Below are 17,871 nucleotides of genomic sequence, written 5' to 3'. Positions count from 1 at the left end.
GGGAGGGCGGGTGGAATCAGGCGGAGCGACGCACGAGCTGGGTGGTGAATTCCAGGAGTGCTGAGCGCGCCTGAGATTCGGGCAGGTCGCTGATGATGTCGATGGCTTCGTCGCCGTACTCGTCGGCGAGCTCTTGTGTGCGATCGGTGGCGGGATCGGCAGCAAGGAGTTTGACGGCGTGCTGGAGCGCGTCGTCGCTTTCGAGGTCGGACTCGATGGCGTGGAGCACCGCAGTAGTGCCCGGGGCGTCGTCGCCGTCGGCGTGCCGTTGGCGCAGCAGCAGGGTCGGCATGGTGGGCACTCCTTCGCGCAGGTCGGTGCCGGGGGTCTTGCCGGAGGTCTCTGGGTTGCTGCGCAGGTCGATGACGTCATCGGCGAGCTGGAAGGCAACACCGACTGCCTCGCCGTATCGGCCCAGTGCGCCGACGGTGTCCGCGGCGGCGTTGCCGAGTTGAGCGCCGAGGATTCCGGCGGCGGCGATGAGGGAGCCGGTCTTGTTCTCGAGCACGGAGATGTAGTGCTGGAAGGCGTCGGCGTTCTCGGCGGGGCCGACGGTTTCATTCAGCTGGCCGAGGCAGAGCCGCTCAAAGGTGTTGGCATGGAGGAGGACCGCTTCGGGTCCGAGCTTGGCACTGAGGGCGCTCGCACGGGCGAAGAGGAAGTCGCCGGTGAGGATGGCGACGTTGTTGCCCCAGACCTGGTGAGCGGCGCGGGTGCCACGACGGGTGGTGGCTCCGTCCATCACGTCATCGTGGTAAAGGCTGGCGAGGTGGGTGAGTTCGACGAGGACTGCTGCGTCGAGGACCTTGTCATTGGTCCCTTCCCCGAGGTGTGCAGCCAGGAGCACCAGGAGGGGGCGGATGCGCTTGCCGCCAGCGACCATGAGGTGTTTGGCGGTCCACTGTGCCATTGCGTTGTGAGTGGCGACTGCGTCGTTGAGCCGCTTCTCCACCTCTGCGAGATCGGTGAGGAGGGAGTCGGCAAACGCATCGTCCAGGTCTGACGGCAATGCGAACGAGGACATCTGTGTTCCTTCACGGGTCGAGGGAGTCGAGCACCGCCGCGCGGCGCGTCCAAAGCTCAATCCTACCCGCTGGGGATGCGGTGCCCTGCTCCCAGGCCGTCACGTGTTGACGAGACGCTTGTTTGCGTTCGAGTGGCTCTCACCCGCTCTCAGGCCAAGCCAATGAACCTGTGCCGCGAAAAAACGATTAAATGCGTGTGGGCCCCAACCACCAGGCTGGAGCCCACACCACACAAGAAAAAAGTCCGGCAGCGACCTACTCTCCCACACCCTCCCGAGTGCAGTACCATCGGCGCAGTTGGGCTTAGCTACCGGGTTCGGAAAGGTAACCGGGCGTTTCCCCAACGCTATGACCACCGGAACAACCACACAAAGACCGTTCCACACCACACCCACCACACAGGTGCGGGGATCAGACACTATACAAACAATACAACCCCACCACCAACACCACCCACAAAAAGGGCACTGCCGGCAGCCACAAGGGGTGCGGTCAATCAACCGCCTAGTGGACGCGAACACACAAGCAAACACACCAACCAACAGCCAGTGCTTTATGCGTATTTTGATAAAGTCATCGACCAATTAGTACCAGTCAGCTCCACACGTTACCGCGCTTCCACATCTGGCCTATCAACCCAATCATCTCTTGGGGGTCTCACACACCCAAAGGTGCACGGATATCTCATCTCGAAGCAGGCTTCCCGCTTAGATGCTTTCAGCGGTTATCCCTTCCCAACGTAGCCAACCAGCCATGCCCTTGGCAGAACAACTGGCACACCAGAGGTCAGTCCATCCCGGTCCTCTCGTACTAGGGACAGGCCTTCTCAAATATCCAACGCGCGCAGCGGATAGGGACCGAACTGTCTCACGACGTTCTAAACCCAGCTCGCGTACCGCTTTAATAGGCGAACAGCCTAACCCTTGGGACCAACTCCAGCCCCAGGATGCGACGAGCCGACATCGAGGTGCCAAACCATGCCGTCGATATGAGCTCTTGGGCAAGATCAGCCTGTTATCCCCGGGGTACCTTTTATCCGTTGAGCGACACCCATTCCACAATGAGGTGCCGGGTCACTAGTTCCAGCTTTCGCTCCTGCCCGACATGTCTGTCTCGCAGTCAAGCTCCCTTGTGCACTTACACTCAACACCTGATGACCGACCAGGCTGAGGGAACCTTTGAGCGCCTCCGTTACTCTTTAGGAGGCAACCGCCCCAGTTAAACTACCCATCAGGCACTGTCCCTGAACCAGATCATGGCTCGAGGTTAGATATCCAAAACGACCAGAGTGGTATTTCAACAACGACTCCACCAACACTAGCGTGCCAGCTTCCCAGTCTCCCACCTATCCTACACAAGCCGCTCCGAACACCAATACCAAACTATAGTAAAGGTCCCGGGGTCTTTCCGTCCTGCTGCGCGTAACGAGCATCTTTACTCGTAATGCAATTTCGCCGAGTTCGCGGTTGAGACAGTGGAGAAGTCGTTACGCCATTCGTGCAGGTCGGAACTTACCCGACAAGGAATTTCGCTACCTTAGGATGGTTATAGTTACCACCGCCGTTTACTGGGGCTTAACTTCCCAGCTTCGCACCCGAAGGCGCTAACCAGTCCGCTTAACCTTCCAGCACCGGGCAGGCGTCAGTGAGTATACAGCGTCTTACGACTTCGCACTCACCTGTGTTTTTAGTAAACAGTCGCTTCTCCCTGGTCTCTGCGACCCTCCCAGCTCTCACTGGTCAGGTCCCCCTTCTCCCAAAGTTACGGGGGTATTTTGCCGAGTTCCTTAACCACGATTCTCTCGAACGCCTCGGTATTCTCTACCAGATCACCTGAGTCGGTTTAGGGTACGGGCGGCTGCGCTCGTGGCGCCGGGACTTTTCTCGGCAGTACAGGATCACCCAACTTCCCCACTAAAGGGTCACTATCACGTCTGACCTACACGCGCCCAACATTACTCGGGCACAGGCTGCACGCTTAGACGGGGACAACCATCGCCCCGCGGAAGCTACCTCACTGCGTCATCCCACACGCTCACCTACTCACCGATTGGACCCCAGCCTCACACCACACCAACACCCGAAGGTGAAGAGCAGCGTTCGGGTGGTTAGCATCACGACTTTCAGCATGGGTCCTCACACAACCGGTACGGGAATATCAACCCGTTATCCATCGACTACGCCTGTCGGCCTCGCCTTAGGACCCGACTAACCCAGGGCGGATAAACCTGGCCCTGGAACCCTTGATCATTCGGCGGACGGGATTCTCACCCGCCTAATCGCTACTCATGCCTGCATTCTCACTCGCACACCATCCACCACAAGGTTCCCCCGCAGCTTCACACAATGCACGACGCTCCCCTACCCACCCCACACACAGTGGAGTGACACAGCTTCGGCGGTGTACTTAAGCCCCGCTGAATTATCGGCGCGGAATCACTTGACCAGTGAGCTATTACGCACTCTTTCAAGGGTGGCTGCTTCTAAGCCAACCTCCTGGTTGTCTCAGCAACTCCACATCCTTTCCCACTTAGCACACGCTTAGGGGCCTTAGCTGATGTTCTGGGCTGTTTCCCTCTCGACTATGAAGCTTATCCCCCACAGTCTCACTGCTGCGCTCTCACGTCACCGGCATTCGGAGTTTGGCTAAGGTCAGTAACCCGGTGGGGCCCATCGCCTATCCAGTGCTCTACCTCCAGGACGAAACACGCAACGCTGCACCTAAATGCATTTCGGGGAGAACCAGCTATCACGAAGTTTGATTGGCCTTTCACCCCTATCCACAGGTCATCCCCTCCATTTTCAACTGAAGTGGGTTCGCGCCTCCACGCGGTCTTACCCGCGCTTCACACTGCCCATGGATAGATCACTTCGCTTCGGGTCTAGAGCCGGCAACTAAAGGCGCCCTATTCAGACTCGCTTTCGCTACGGCTACCCCACACAGGTTAACCTCGCTACCGACCACTAACTCGCAGGCTCATTCTTCAAAAGGCACGCCGTCACCCCACAAAAAAGGCTCCGACGGATTGTAAGCACACGGTTTCAGGTACTATTTCACTCCCCTCCCGGGGTACTTTTCACCTTTCCCTCACGGTACTTGTCCGCTATCGGTCACAAGAAAGTATTTAGGCTTACCAGGTGGTCCTGGCAGATTCACACCGGATTTCACGAGCCCGGTCCTACTCGGGACAATGCACCATCACCCAGCCATGCAGTTTCAGCTACGGGACTCACACCCACTACGGTTCCCCACTCACAAGGATTCACCTACCACACACTGACAGCGACGACCAGGCGGCAGCCCAATCCATGCACATCCCACAACCCCTGATCAGCAACCTCTGCCGAGTATCACACCAACCAGGTTTAGCCACATCCGCTTTCGCTCGCCACTACTCACGGAATCACAATTGTTTTCTCTTCCTACGGGTACTGAGATGTTTCACTTCCCCGCGTTCCCCCCATACCGCCTATACATTCAACGGCAGGTACCAGACCATAACGCCTGGCAGGTTTCCCCATTCGGACATCCCCGGCTCACAGGTCGGTTGTCACCTCCCCGGGGCTTAACGCAGACTCCCACGTCCTTCATCGGCTTCTTGTGCCCAGGCATCCACCGTGCGCCCTTGAAAACTTCAACAAAACACACATAAAAATGAACACACAGAGACAAAACAAAAACAAAGCTTCGTTTCGCAACAATCTGTAAATTGCTTACAAGATGCTCGCGTCCACTATGCAGTTGACAAACAACACCCCCACACCAAGGCCCCACCACCCACACAGGATGGCTCCTACCCCAGCAGGGAAGAAACGACACAAGCCGCCTCACACCCCAATAGTGTGCCTACCAAACCCCACCAGCCGAACCCAGACCCGTTCCAGCACCCCCGAAGAGACACGTACTAGAGCCAGCCCAACCAGCAGCAGCCTGTTGATTCATTGATGTTCCACCCAACGAGCAGCACCCGCAACACACTCGGTCACGACAGTGCCAAAACGCTCGAAAGATACTCCTTAGAAAGGAGGTGATCCAGCCGCACCTTCCGGTACGGCTACCTTGTTACGACTTAGTCCCAATCACCGATCCCACCTTCGACAGCTCCCTCCCACAAGGGGTAAGGCCACTGGCTTCGGGTGTTACCGACTTTCGTGACTTGACGGGCGGTGTGTACAAGGCCCGGGAACGTATTCACCGCAGCATTGCTGATCTGCGATTACTAGCGACTCCGACTTCATGGGGTCGAGTTGCAGACCCCAATCCGAACTGAGACCGGCTTTTTGGGATTCGCTCCACCTCACAGTATCGCAACCCATTGTACCGACCATTGTAGCACGCGTGAAGCCCAAGACATAAGGGGCATGATGATTTGACGTCATCCCCACCTTCCTCCGAGTTAACCCCGGCAGTCTCCCATGAGTCCCCACCCGAAGTGCTGGCAACATGGAACGAGGGTTGCGCTCGTTGCGGGACTTAACCCAACATCTCACGACACGAGCTGACGACAACCATGCACCACCTGTGCACCAGTCCAAAGAAAACCACATCTCTGCAGCGATCCAGTGCATGTCAAGCCTTGGTAAGGTTCTTCGCGTTGCATCGAATTAATCCGCATGCTCCGCCGCTTGTGCGGGCCCCCGTCAATTCCTTTGAGTTTTAGCCTTGCGGCCGTACTCCCCAGGCGGGGCACTTAATGCGTTAGCTACGGCGCGGAAAACGTGGAATGTTCCCCACACCTAGTGCCCAACGTTTACGGCATGGACTACCAGGGTATCTAATCCTGTTCGCTCCCCATGCTTTCGCTTCTCAGTGTCAGTAATGGCCCAGAGACCTGCCTTCGCCATCGGTGTTCCTCCTGATATCTGCGCATTTCACCGCTACACCAGGAATTCCAGTCTCCCCTACCACACTCTAGCCTGCCCGTACCCACCGCACGCCCAACGTTAAGCATTGGGTTTTCACGGCAGACGCGACAAGCCACCTACAAGCTCTTTACGCCCAATAATTCCGGACAACGCTTGCGCCCTACGTATTACCGCGGCTGCTGGCACGTAGTTAGCCGGCGCTTCTTCTGCAGGTACCGTCACCCAAAGGCTTCTTCCCTACTGAAAGAGGTTTACAACCCGAAGGCCGTCATCCCCCACGCGGCGTCGCTGCATCAGGCTTCCGCCCATTGTGCAATATTCCCCACTGCTGCCTCCCGTAGGAGTCTGGGCCGTGTCTCAGTCCCAGTGTGGCCGGTCGCCCTCTCAGGCCGGCTACCCGTCATCGCCTTGGTGAGCCATCACCTCACCAACAAACTGATAGGCCGCGAGCCCATCCTCCACCGATAAATCTTTCCAACCCACACCATGCGGTGCAGACAGAACATCCGGTATTAGCCCCGATTTCTCGAAGTTATCCCGAAGTGAAGGGCAGGTTACTCACGTGATACTCACCCGTTCGCCACTAATCCAACCCAGCAAGCTGGGCCTTCATCGTTCGACTTGCATGTGTTAAGCACGCCGCCAGCGTTCGTCCTGAGCCAGGATCAAACTCTCCATAAAAAAATTTGAAACCCGGCAGAAAACAAACAACCGACGCTGATAAAAATCTGCGTTCAATTGTCCGAAGAAATCAACTAAAAAATTGATCCTCTGCCAAAAAAACTTTGGCATCAATAAACAGACACACTATTGAGATATCAAACAACTTGCGCACCCGAACCTCGCCCCCGATCACAATCGGCGGTCCGCTCCGGAGCAACCCCTCTAACCTACTCAGCTGACCAGACCCTGTCAAATCCCGGCTCCGTGACCTCAGTCACACCGAACGACCGTCCCGGTTCACCTCTTCAGTTATCTCCCTGAGCAGCACACGGAAGAAGTTCATCTCCCGTTCACCGCCCTGCGGGGCAACGAGATAAAACATTACGGCCCCCGAACCGAGGCGCGCAACCCTGTGGGGGCATTTGGTGGCGCGAGCAACATACGCCCCGGCTCGCCGTCCGATCTGTCCCGATTCTCAGGTCGCTGACCTGCAGTTTCGTGACGGCGGCCACCGTGTTCGGGGACCGCGCTGCTGAAGGGGGCGGTGCTGAGACGGCGAACGGGGCACCAGTCTGTGCTGGTGCCCCGTTCGGGTTCAGTGGTTGTGATCGGGGAGCCGAGTCTGCCTCCTATGCGATGCCGCGTCGCGATCCATCTGGAATCGGGCGAGATCCATCAGGATTCGGTCGCGATCCATGAGAAAGCGGTCGACGTCCATCAGAGACGCAGGCGAGTCAGTCGCCGATGCGGATCATGGCGGCGTTCTTCTTGCCGCGGCGCAGCAGGACATATCCACCGGCGAGTCGCTGCACGGAACCGAGCTCCGCATCCAGAGCCTCCGGACCACCGGCCAGCTTCTCGCCGTTGATGGACAGGCCGCCGTCCTTCAGCGCGCGGCGAGCCGCACCCTTGGACTCCACCAGGCCGCTCTCGGTGAAGGCGTCGATCAGCGGAGCCGTGCCGGCCAGCGACACCGTCGACAGCTCCCCCGCGATCACACCGACGGTTAAGTCGTCGAGCTCGCGGACATCGCCGCGGCCGAAGAGAACAGCCGCCGCAGCCTTCGCCTGCGCCGTCGCCTCCTCACCGTGCACGAGCGTGGTGAGGTCATCGGCCAGGGCGGTCTGCGCCTCGCGCTTGAAGGAGCGCTCAGCCGTCGCCTCCTCCAGCTCCGCGAGGTCGTCACGGTCGCGGAAGGTGAAGTAGCGCAGGTAGTTCATGACGTCGCGGTCATCGGCGTTGAGCCAGAACTGGTGGAAGGCGTACGGGCTGGTCAGCTCCGGATCCAGCCACACGGCGCCGCCCTCGGACTTGCCGAACTTGGTGCCGTCGGCCTTCGTCACCAGCGGGGTGGTCATCGCGTGGGCCTGCACGCCCTCCACCCTGCGGATCAGATCAGCACCGCCGACGATGTTCCCCCACTGGTCGTTCCCGCCGAACTGCAGCGTGACGCCGTGGCGTCGGTACAGCTCGAGGAAGTCGAGGCCCTGCAGGATCTGGTAGGAGAACTCGAGGTAGCTGAGGCCCTCGTCGGAGCGCAGTCGCGCTGCCACGATCTCGCGGGACAGCATCGTGCCCATGCGGAAGTGCGAGCCGTAGTCGCGCAGGAACTCCAGCGCGTTCATACCGCCCACCCAGTCCAGGTTGTTCACCATGGTGACGCCGAACTCGCCCTCAGTGTCGAGGAACGGTTCGATCTGGCCGCGCAGCGACTCCACCCACTGTCCGACCACGTCGGCCGAGTTCATGACGCGCTCGCCCGACATGCGCGGGTCGCCGATGAGGCCGGTGGCGCCGCCGACCAGCGCGTAGGGCTTGTGACCGGCGAGCTGGAAGCGCCGCATCGTGAGCACCTGGGTCAGGTGGCCGACGTGGAGCGACGCCGCAGTCGGATCGAAGCCGCAGTACAGAGACAGGGGTCCCTTCGCCGCGGACTCAGCGATGGCATCACGCCCCGTGGAGTTCACGAGCAGGCCGCGCCATTCCAGTTCGTCGACGATGTTCGACACCGATTGTTCTCCGTTTCGTGTGATCGCCCCGACGGGGCGGGTGGCGGATCGCCCAGGTGGGACGGGTAGCAGTGCGCCCCGTCCGGGGGCGGGAGGACGGGCCGCCCCGCCAGGGCGGTGACTGTCCCCGACGTTGCCGGGGCAGTCACGATTGCGGGTTAAACCTACCGCAGGGGCTCAGTGAACGACCGCAGGTCCTCCAGCGCTGCCTGCGCACGCGACACCTGCTCCGCAACAGCCGAGCGCGCCGTGCCGCCCTTCGAGGACCGCGAATCGATCGACCCGAGGGTGGTCAGCACCTCCCGCATCTCGGGCGTGAGATGCTCCGAGATCCCCGCATAGTCCTCATCGGTGAGGTCCCACAGCTCGCAGTCGCGCTCCTCCGCCAGCTGCACCGCCGCACCGGACAGCTCATGCGCCACCCGGAACGGCACGCCCTGGCGCACGAGCCACTCCGCAATATCGGTCGCCAGTGCGAAGCCGCGCGGCGCCAGATGCGCCATCCGGTCCGTGTGGAAGGTCAGGGTCGCCACCATGCCCGCGAACGCCGGCAGCAGCAGCTCCAGGTCATCCGTCGCGGTGAACACCGGCAGCTTGTCCTCCTGCAGGTCGCGGTTGTACGCCAGGGGCATCGCCTTCAGCGTGGCCAGCAGGCCCGACAGCTCGCCGATCAGGCGACCTGACTTGCCGCGCGTCAGCTCCGCCACATCCGGGTTCTTCTTCTGCGGCATGATCGAGGACCCCGTGGAGAACGCATCATCCAGGGTGACGAAGGAGAATTCCTTCGTGTTCCACAGGATGATCTCCTCGCTCAGGCGCGACAGGTCCACCCCGATCATCGCCATCACGAACGCATACTCTGCGAACACGTCACGCGAGGCGGTGCCGTCGATCGAGTTCTCCGCCGAATCCGCGAAGCCCAGCTCCCGCGCCACAGCCTGCGGATCCAGCCCAAGCGACGACCCGGCCAGCGCGCCCGAACCGTACGGGGACACCGCGGCGCGCTTGTCGAAGTCGACGAGGCGCTCCACATCCCGCAGCAGCGGCCACGCATGCGCCAGCAGATGATGGCTCAGCAGCACCGGCTGCGCATGCTGCAGGTGCGTGCGGCCCGGCATCGGCGCCTCCGGGTGCGCCTTCGCCTGCTCGATCAGCGCCGCCACCACGTCCAGAACGCCCGCGGCCACGACCCGCGCGTGATCACGCAGGTACATGCGGCCGAGCGTCGCCACCTGGTCGTTGCGGGACCGGCCGGCGCGCAGCTTGCCGCCGAGTCCATCGCCCGCAATCTCCAGCAGGCCGCGCTCCAGCGCCGAATGCACGTCCTCATCCTCCAGCGAGGGAACGAATTCGCCCGAGGCGACGCGCTCATCGAGCGTGTCCAGTGCCTGCAGCATCCGCTGCAGTTCGTCCTCGTCCAGCAGACCGGCGCGGTTGAGGACGCGCGCGTGGGCGCGAGAGCCCAGCAGGTCGTAGTGCGCGAGTCGCCAGTCGAAGTCCGTGGACTTCGACAGCGCCGCCATCGCCTCCGCGGGGCCCGACGCGAAGCGTCCGCCCCACAGGCTGATGCGCCCGTCGGCCCCCTGGCCCTCCGCCTTCCCGGAACCGCTCGCGGGCATCAGGACTCGCTCCCTGCGTTGAGGCTGGAGCCGTCACCGAAGGTGGGGCCGTTGCCGAACTTCTCATCGCGTGCCGTGGACTGCTTGGAGGCCAGGCCGTAGATCTCGATGAAGCCCTTCGCGTTGGACTGGTCGAAGCTGTCGCCCTCGTCGTAGGTGGCGAGGTTGAAGTCGTACAGACCGGAGTCGCTGCGGCGGCCCGTGACGGTGGCGCGGCCGCCGTGCAGGCGCATGCGGATGTCACCGGAGACATAGCGCTGCGTGTCGTCGATGAACGCATCCAGGGAGCGCTTCAGCGGGGAGAACCACTGGCCGTCGTACACCAGGTCGGTCCAGCGGTCGGAGACCTCGCGCTTGAAGCGGGCCTGCTCGCGCTCCAGGGTGACGCGCTCCAGCTCCCGGTGCGCCTCGATCAGCGCCATCGCGCCGGGTGCCTCGTACACCTCGCGGGACTTGATGCCCACCAGGCGGTCCTCCACGATGTCGATCCGGCCGATGCCCTGCGCGCCGGCGCGGCGGTTCATCTGCTCGATCGCCTGCAGCGGCGTCACCTTCTCGCCGTCGATCGCGACTGGCACGCCCTGCTCGAAGGTGATGACGACCTCGTCGGCGACCGGCGGGAACGCCGGATCGTCGGTGTACGAGTAGACGTCCTTGGTGGGCTCGTTCCAGATGTCCTCGAGGAACCCGGTCTCGATGGCCCGGCCCCACACGTTCTGGTCGATGGAGAACGGGTTGGACTTCGTGGTCTCGATCGGCAGGTTGTTGCGCTCGGCGTAGTCGATCGCCTTGTCGCGGGTGAGGGCGAGGTCGCGCACCGGGGCGATGCAGTTCAGCTCCGGGGCGAGGGAGGTGATGGACACTTCGAAGCGGACCTGGTCGTTGCCCTTGCCGGTGCATCCGTGCGCCACGGTGGTGGCGCCGAACTTCTTCGCGGCGGCCACGAGGTGCTTCGCGATGACGGGGCGGGAGATGGCGGAGACGTTCGGGTAGGCGTCCATGTACAGGGAGTTCGCCTTCAGCGCCTGCATGCAGTACTCCTCGGCGAATTCGTCGCGCGCATCGGCGATGTACGCCTCCACGGCACCGCAGTCGAGGGCGCGCTGGCGGATGACCTCGAGGTCCTCGCCGCCCTGTCCGACGTCGACCGCGCAGGCGATGACATCAGCGCCGGTGGCGTCGTGGATCCAGCCGATGGCGACGGACGTGTCGAGGCCGCCGGAGTAGGCGAGGACGATCTTCTCTGTCATGGGGTTCCTCCTCTTCGGGATGATGCTGTGGAAGTCTTCGGGGCCCGTCGGGCCGGATGTCAGGTGTTCGGGGTGCGCCCGTTCGCGAGCGACAGGAGCCTGTCCGCCAGCTCGGGACCGTCGGCGATGCTGCGGGCTATCAGCAGAATCGTGTCATCTCCTGCGATGGTGCCCAGCAGAGTCGGGATCACGGAGTGATCGAGGGCACTGGCGAGGTACTGCGCCGCCCCCGGGGGTGTGCGCACCACCACGAGGTTGTCGCTGGCCTCCGCGGACACCAGCAGCTCCTCGCAGAGCCGCGCGAGCCGAGCCGAATAGTAGTCGGCGGCCTCCTCGCCGGGGCGGAACGGCCGGTGCCGCTCCCCGCCGAGCGCCGGCAGGGTGTACACCAGCACGCCCGTGGAGGAGCGCACCTTCTCGGCGCGCAGGTCCACGAGGTCGCGCGACAGGGTCGCCTGCGTGACCGACACGCCCTCCTTCTCCAGCAGGGACAGCAGAGTGGACTGACTGGAGACCTCGTTGTGGGCGAGCAGCTGTGTGATCAGCTGCTGGCGGGACGCCTTGGTGTGCGGGGTGAGCTGCGCGTCGGTCATCGGGCGGCCTCCATGGTCGCGGTGGGGGCCGACGGATGCGCCGAGTCCCCGGGTGCCCGGGTGTCCGCCGGGCCGGTGGTCGCCTCGCCGGTGGCCGCCTCGCCGGTGGTGGCCTGGCCGGTGCTGGAGGAGGCGGCGTCGGCGAGGAAGGTCATCAGCGCCTTCTGCGCGTGCAGACGGTTCTCCGCCTCATCCCACACGGCACTGGCGGGGCCGTCGATGACGCTGGCGGCGACCTCCATGCCCCGGTAGGCGGGCAGGCAGTGCAGGAACAGTGCGTCATCGCCGAGCGCCATCAGCTCCTCGGTCACCTCGTAGGGGCGCAGCGCCCGCTCGATCCGCTCGTCCTTCTCGGTGCCCATCGACACCCAGGTGTCCGTGGCGATCACCTGGGCGCCGAGGCACGCCTCGCGCGGGTCCTCGGTGACGGTGACGGAGCCGCCCGTCTCGGCGGCGATGGCGCTGGCGCGCTGCACGGTCTCCGCCGACGGCGCCCAGCCGGCGGGAGCCGCAACGCGCACGTGCATGCCGGCGAGCGCCCCGCCGATGAGGTAGGAGGCGGCCATGTTGTTCGCACCGTCGCCGCAGTAGGCGAGGGTGCGGCCGGCCAGAGCGGGACCGCTCTCCTCCAGGCCGTCGCGGCGCTGCGCGATCGTCGCGAAGTCCGCGAGGATCTGGCAGGGGTGGCCGGCGTCGGTCAGGGCGTTGACGACCGGCACGGTCGCATGCTCCGCCATCTCCACCAGGCGCTCGTGCCCGCTGGTGCGCCACACGATCATGTGGTTCATCCGCGACAGGATCCGCGCGGTGTCCGCGATCGGCTCACCGCGGCCGAGCTGGCTGGCGCCGGTGTCGATCACCAGGGAGTGCCCGCCGAGCTCCGCAACGCCCGTGGCGAAGGAGACGCGGGTGCGGGTGGAGGGGAGGTCGAACAGCAGCGCCACGGTCTTCGGCCCCTCGAAGGGGCGGCGCAGGAACCGATCCTCGCGCATCTGGGCGGCGAGGTGCAGCACGTGGTTCTGTTCGGCGGACGTGAGCGAGTCGTCCATCAGCATGTGTCGCATCAGGAGGTGACCTCCTCGATCAGGGCCGGCAGCGCCGCAGTGAAGCGGGCGAAGTCCTCGGCCGTGGTGGTCAGGGGCGGGGCGAGCCGCAGAACGGTCGCGGTGGGGGCGTTGAGGATGAAGCCGATTCTGCCACCGGCCTCAGGGTGCAGCGCCCCGGCCGCGGGGGCGCCGATGGTGGGAGCGAGGGCGGGGCGCGCCGGAGCGGCGGCCCGGTTCAGACCGGCTGTGACCAGGTCCGCTGCGATCGGCTCGTTCAGTTCGAGGCCGAGCAGGAAGCCGCTGCCGCGCACCCCCGCGATCACGGGGTGCTGCAGCTGCTGGATCTGCTCCCGCACCTGCTCGGAGGTGCGCCTCACGTGCGCGAGGAGCCCGTCGGCCTCGATGGCGGTGAGCACGGCGAGACCGGCGGCTGCGGCGAGCGGCCCGCCGCCGAACGTGGTGCCGTGCTGGCCGGCGGTGAGCAGGGTGGAGGCTTCCTCGCCGAATGCGATGACGGCGCCCATCGGGAAGCCGCCGCCGAGGCCCTTCGCGAGGGTCATGACGTCCGGCTGAATGCCGTGCTCCTGGTGCGCGAACCAGTGGCCGGTGCGGCCCACCCCGGTCTGGATCTCGTCCAGGATCATCAGCGCGCCGTGCTCGCGGGTGAGGATGCGCATCGCCGAGAGGTAGTCGTGCTCCAGCGGCAGCACACCCGCTTCTCCTTGGATCGGTTCGGCGATGACGGCGCCCACTCCCCCGGCCTTCAGTTCGGCGCGCAGGCGGTCGGTGTCGTTCGCCGGGATGAACTCGACCCCGCCGGGCAGCGGTTCGAACGGCTGCCGGAACGCGTGCTTGTGGGTGAGGGCGAGCGCGCCGATGGAGCGGCCGTGGAACGCGTTCTCCAGCGCCAGGATGCGGGGCTTTCCGGTGCGGCGCGCGATCTTGAACGCCGCCTCCGTGGACTCCGTACCGGAGTTGGTGAAGAACACGCCGGAGCCGGCGGGGGCGTTCGCCAGGTGCAGCAGCTTCTCCGCCAGGTCGATCTGCGGCTTCGTGGCGAACAGGTTCGAGACGTGGACCATGTGCTGCGCCTGCTCGGTGATCGCACCGACGAGCGCCGGGTGGCCGTGGCCGAGGGCGTTGACGGCGATGCCGCCGAGCAGGTCGAGGTAGGTGGCGCCGGCTTCATCGGTGACGTAGGGGCCGTGGCCGTCCACCAGCACGCGCGACGGCGCGAACAGCGGCATCATGGCGTCCGCGTACCGCTGCAGCGTGGGCGCGGCTGCGGTCTCGGCGGCGCCCGGGGCTGCCGACGGGGCCTGCTGTGCGTGCTGACTGCTGAACTCAGACATAGTCGTCCCTCCGAACCATTGTTCCCACGCCCTTCTCCGTGAAGATCTCCAACAGCACCGAGTGGGTGATGCGGCCGTCGATCATGGCGGCGGTCCTCACACCGCGGTCCACCGCATCCAGCAGCGCCTGCGCCTTCGGAATCATGCCGGCTGTCAGGGTCGGCAGCATCTCCCGCAGGTCCTTCGCGGAGATCTCCGGGATCAGCGACTCGGTGCGCGGGTAGTCCGCGTACAGGCCCGCCACGTCCGTGAGCATCACCAGCTTCTCCGCGCTCAGCCCGGTCGCCAGCGCTGCCGCGGCGGTATCGGCGTTGATGTTGAGCACCTGGCCGGATGCGGTGCCGTCGGCCGTGATCTCCGGTGCGATGGAGGAGACCACGGGAATGAAGCCCGCATCCAGGATGGCCATGAGGTTGCGGAGGTTGACGCCGGTGACGTCGCCGACGAGGCCGAGGTCCACCATCTCCCCCTCGATCTCCTGCGGGGGACGGCGGCGCGCCTGCAGCAGGTTCGCATCCTCCCCGCTCATGCCGACGGCGTAGGCGCCGTGCTGGTTGATCAGCCCGACCAGTTCGCGACCCACCTGGCCCGCGAGCACCATCCGCACCACGTCCATCGTCTCCTCGGTGGTGACCCGCAGGCCGCCCCGGAACTCGGAGTGGATGCCGAGGCGCTCCAGCATCGCGGTGATGTGGGGGCCGCCGCCGTGCACCACCACGGGGCGCAGGCCCGCGTGGCACATGAACACGATGTCGGAGGCGAACGCTGCCTTGAGCTCGTCATCGATCATGGCGTTGCCGCCGTACTTCACCACCACGATCTTGCCGTGGAGGCGCTGCATCCACGGCAGGGCCTCGATGAGGACCTCGGACTTCAGCTGGGCGCGTTCGAGGACGTCGGAGTACTTCACTGCATCGATCATGAGGAGTAGGCGCTGTTCTCTTCGACGTAGTCGTGGGTGAGGTCGTTGGTCCACATGTCGGCGCTGGCGGTGCCGGCGCCGAGATCCACCACGATCTCCACCTCTCGCGGTGTCATGTCCACGAGGTCGCGGTCGCGGCCCACTCCCCCGCCGCGGCACACTTCGATGCCGTTGACGGTGACGGAGAGGTCGTCGGCGCTGAACGGCGCCACCTGCTCCGGCACGCAGCCTGCGGCCGCCACGATCCGGCCCCAGTTGGGGTCGTTGCCGAAGATCGCGGCCTTCACGAGGTTGGAGCGGCAGATCTCCCGGGCGACTGCTTCGGCGGCGTCCTCGGTGGTGGCGGAGGTGACGGTGACGTGGACGTCATGGGATGCGCCCTCCGCATCGGCGACGAGCTGGCGGGCGAGGTCGGCGGACACCTCCCGCACCATCTGGGTGATGTCCTTCTGGGAGGGCTTCACTCCGCTGGCGCCGGAGGCGAGGAGGATGACGGAGTCGTTGGTGGACATGCACGCATCCGAATCGACCCGGTTGAACGTGGTGGTGACGGCATCGGCGACTGCCTTCTGCGCCTGCTTGTGGGTGATGTCCGCGTCGGTGGTGATGACCACGAGCATGGTGGCCAGCTGCGGCGCCAACATTCCGGCGCCCTTGGCCATGCCGCCGACGGTGATGCCGCCGCGGCTGACCTGCGCCTCCTTGTGCACCGAGTCGGTGGTCATGATCGCCTGCGCCGCGCCGGTGCCGTGCTCGGCGCTGTCCCCGGCGTTCTCGGCGGCTGCCGCGATGCCTGCGGTGAGGGCGTCCATCGGCAGGAGGGTGCCGATGAGGCCGGTGGAGCAGACGAGTGCCTGCTCGTACCCGGCACCGACGGCGGCACCGGCGGCAGCGGCCATGGAGGCGGCGTCCCGCATGCCCTGGGCGCCGGTGCAGGTGTTGGCGCCGCCGGAGTTCAGCGCCACCGTGGTGATCGGGGTGCCGGTGCGGTGCGCGGTGGCGAGGGACTCCTCGGACAGGAGGACGGGCGCGGCCTTCACCCGGTTGCGGGTGAACACGGCACCGGCGGAGAACATGGGGCCGTGGTTGATGACGACGGCGACGTCGGATTGTCCGGTGGGCTTCAGGCCGGCTGCGGTGGAGCCGGCGGTGAAGCCCTGGGCTGCTGTGACGGACATGGCGGTCCTTTCTTCTCGCACTCGCGAGGCGGGGCCGGCGCCGGGTGGCGGCGGGGCGGCGCGTGACGGTCTGGAGGGTCTGCGGGGCGGGCGGGTGACTGCTGGGTCGGCCGGAGGGCGTGGGCGGCACCGACGAGGTGCGCCGACGCGCTCCGGCTACGGTCGCAGCCCGTCGCCGCTGAGCCCGGTGCCCTCCGGCAGACCGAGCGCCAGATTGATCGACTGGATCGCGGCGCCCGCGGTGCCCTTGACGAGGTTGTCGAGGGCCGCCATCACGGTGACGGTGCCGGACTTCTCATCGACGTCCCAGCCGAGCAGGACACTGTTCGCACCGGCTGCGCTCGCCGTGTTCGGAAACGCGCCCTCGCCGAGGAGGCGGATGAACGGCTCATCGGCGTAGGCGTCGTGGAAGGCCCGGGTGATCGCGGCCGACGGGGTCTGCGAATCAGCGAGCTTCGCGGTCACCACAGCCTGGATGCCGCGGGACATCGGCACGAGGACCGGGGTGAAGGTGAGGCGGAATCCGTCGGCCTCCTCGCCGCTGGCGGCGGCGAGGTTCTGGATGATCTCCGGGATGTGCCGGTGCTGGCCGCCGGCGCTGTACGGCACGGCGCCGGCCGCGGCTTCGGACAGCAGCAGGTGCGGCTTCGGTGAGCGTCCGGCGCCGGAGTAGCCGACGGCGAGCACCGCGCCGAGGGTGGTCGGGTCGATGAGGCCGCGGGCGACCAGCGGCATCAGCGCGAAGGTGACGGCTGAGGCGTTGCAGCCGGGCACCGCGATTTCGCGTGTCTCGCCGAGCAGGTCGCGCTGGCCGGTGCCGGTGGCGCGCAGCAGTTCGGGCATGCCGTAGGTCCAGGTGCCGGCGTGGTGCGAGCCGTAGAACTCCTCCCAGGCAGCGGGATCGGCGAGGCGGAAGTCGGCGCCGAGGTCCACCACCAGGGTGTCTGGGGACTGCTCGCGCACCTGGGAGGCGATGGGGCCGGACTGGCCGTGCGGGAGGCCCAAGATGACCACGTCATGCCCGATGAGGTTCTCCACCGTGGTGTCGACGAACGTCATCTCCGGATCGAGGTCGAGGTGCGGGAAGTGGCCGGCGACCTTCTCTCCCGCGTTGGAGTGCGCGGTGAGGATGACAGCGTTCAGGCGCGGGTGCTGCTGGAGCAGGCGGACGATCTCTCCGCCCGCATATCCGGAGGCTCCGGCGACGGCCGCGGTCAATGCTTTCTCAACCATGCGCAAAACTATACGGGCGAGCGGGTGGGTATGCAACCGGAGTCAGTGCGTCTCACTCCCCGGGACCCGTCGGCCGACCTCACCAGGCCCCGCCTCCGTTGCTGCACGAGCATCGG

At 64.9% G+C, this 17,871-nt stretch carries 10 protein-coding genes and 3 rRNA genes; all 13 read right to left on the bottom strand.

The window, feature by feature from the left end; translation table 11 throughout:
- Positions 1-16 precede the first annotated feature (16 nt).
- The 13 genes from R3I40_RS02200 to argC all read right to left on the bottom strand — a co-directional run bounded on the left by R3I40_RS02200 (position 17) and on the right by argC (position 17,755).
- Positions 17-1,024 (bottom strand): polyprenyl synthetase family protein, encoded by a 1,008-nt coding sequence (locus R3I40_RS02200; protein ID WP_317700066.1) that lies wholly within the window; start codon positions 1,022-1,024, stop codon positions 17-19.
- 243 nt (positions 1,025-1,267) lie between these two features.
- Positions 1,268-1,385, bottom strand: a 5S ribosomal RNA gene (gene rrf, locus R3I40_RS02195).
- A 204-nt stretch (positions 1,386-1,589) separates the two neighbouring features.
- Positions 1,590-4,664, bottom strand: a 23S ribosomal RNA gene (locus R3I40_RS02190).
- A 381-nt stretch (positions 4,665-5,045) separates the two neighbouring features.
- Positions 5,046-6,571 (bottom strand): 16S ribosomal RNA (locus tag R3I40_RS02185).
- Together the 16S, 23S and 5S rRNA genes form the textbook arrangement of a ribosomal RNA operon.
- Positions 6,572-7,287: 716 nt before the next feature.
- Positions 7,288-8,562, bottom strand: coding sequence for a tyrosine--tRNA ligase (gene tyrS, locus R3I40_RS02180; RefSeq protein ID WP_239376788.1), 1,275 nt, complete (start codon positions 8,560-8,562; stop codon positions 7,288-7,290).
- 164 nt (positions 8,563-8,726) lie between these two features.
- The gene (gene argH, locus R3I40_RS02175) at positions 8,727-10,181 is read right to left on the bottom strand and encodes an argininosuccinate lyase (RefSeq protein WP_285262504.1); all 1,455 of its coding nucleotides are present in this window, start codon (positions 10,179-10,181) and stop codon (positions 8,727-8,729) included.
- Positions 10,181-11,431 (bottom strand): argininosuccinate synthase, encoded by a 1,251-nt coding sequence (locus R3I40_RS02170; protein ID WP_239376786.1) that lies wholly within the window; start codon positions 11,429-11,431, stop codon positions 10,181-10,183. Before R3I40_RS02170 ends, argH begins: the two co-directional genes overlap by 1 nt.
- Positions 11,432-11,490: 59 nt before the next feature.
- On the bottom strand, positions 11,491-12,024 hold the full coding sequence (locus R3I40_RS02165; protein WP_183373575.1) for an arginine repressor: 534 nt from the start codon (positions 12,022-12,024) through the stop codon (positions 11,491-11,493).
- Positions 12,021-13,091 carry an ornithine carbamoyltransferase gene (argF, locus tag R3I40_RS02160; protein ID WP_285262509.1) on the bottom strand — a complete coding sequence of 357 codons (1,071 nt, stop codon included), beginning with the start codon at positions 13,089-13,091 and terminating at the stop codon, positions 12,021-12,023. Before argF ends, R3I40_RS02165 begins: the two co-directional genes overlap by 4 nt.
- Positions 13,088-14,422, bottom strand: coding sequence for an acetylornithine transaminase (locus R3I40_RS02155; protein WP_285262505.1), 1,335 nt, complete (start codon positions 14,420-14,422; stop codon positions 13,088-13,090). The genes argF and R3I40_RS02155 overlap by 4 nt, the downstream gene beginning before the upstream one ends.
- The gene (gene argB / locus R3I40_RS02150) at positions 14,415-15,344 is read right to left on the bottom strand and encodes an acetylglutamate kinase (RefSeq protein WP_183373573.1); all 930 of its coding nucleotides are present in this window, start codon (positions 15,342-15,344) and stop codon (positions 14,415-14,417) included. The genes R3I40_RS02155 and argB overlap by 8 nt, the downstream gene beginning before the upstream one ends.
- Positions 15,341-16,522 carry a bifunctional glutamate N-acetyltransferase/amino-acid acetyltransferase ArgJ gene (gene argJ, locus R3I40_RS02145; protein ID WP_285262506.1) on the bottom strand — a complete coding sequence of 394 codons (1,182 nt, stop codon included), beginning with the start codon at positions 16,520-16,522 and terminating at the stop codon, positions 15,341-15,343. The genes argB and argJ overlap by 4 nt, the downstream gene beginning before the upstream one ends.
- 156 nt (positions 16,523-16,678) lie before the next feature.
- Complete coding sequence (gene argC, locus R3I40_RS02140) at positions 16,679-17,755, bottom strand: N-acetyl-gamma-glutamyl-phosphate reductase (protein WP_285262507.1); 1,077 nt, start codon at positions 17,753-17,755, stop codon at positions 16,679-16,681.
- Positions 17,756-17,871 lie beyond the last annotated feature (116 nt).

The organism is Helcobacillus massiliensis (assembly GCF_033106145.1).
Taxonomy (GTDB): Bacteria; Actinomycetota; Actinomycetes; order Actinomycetales; family Dermabacteraceae; genus Helcobacillus; species Helcobacillus massiliensis.
Note: the sequence above shows the minus strand (reverse complement) of the source record. Positions and strands in the feature narration are given on the sequence as shown.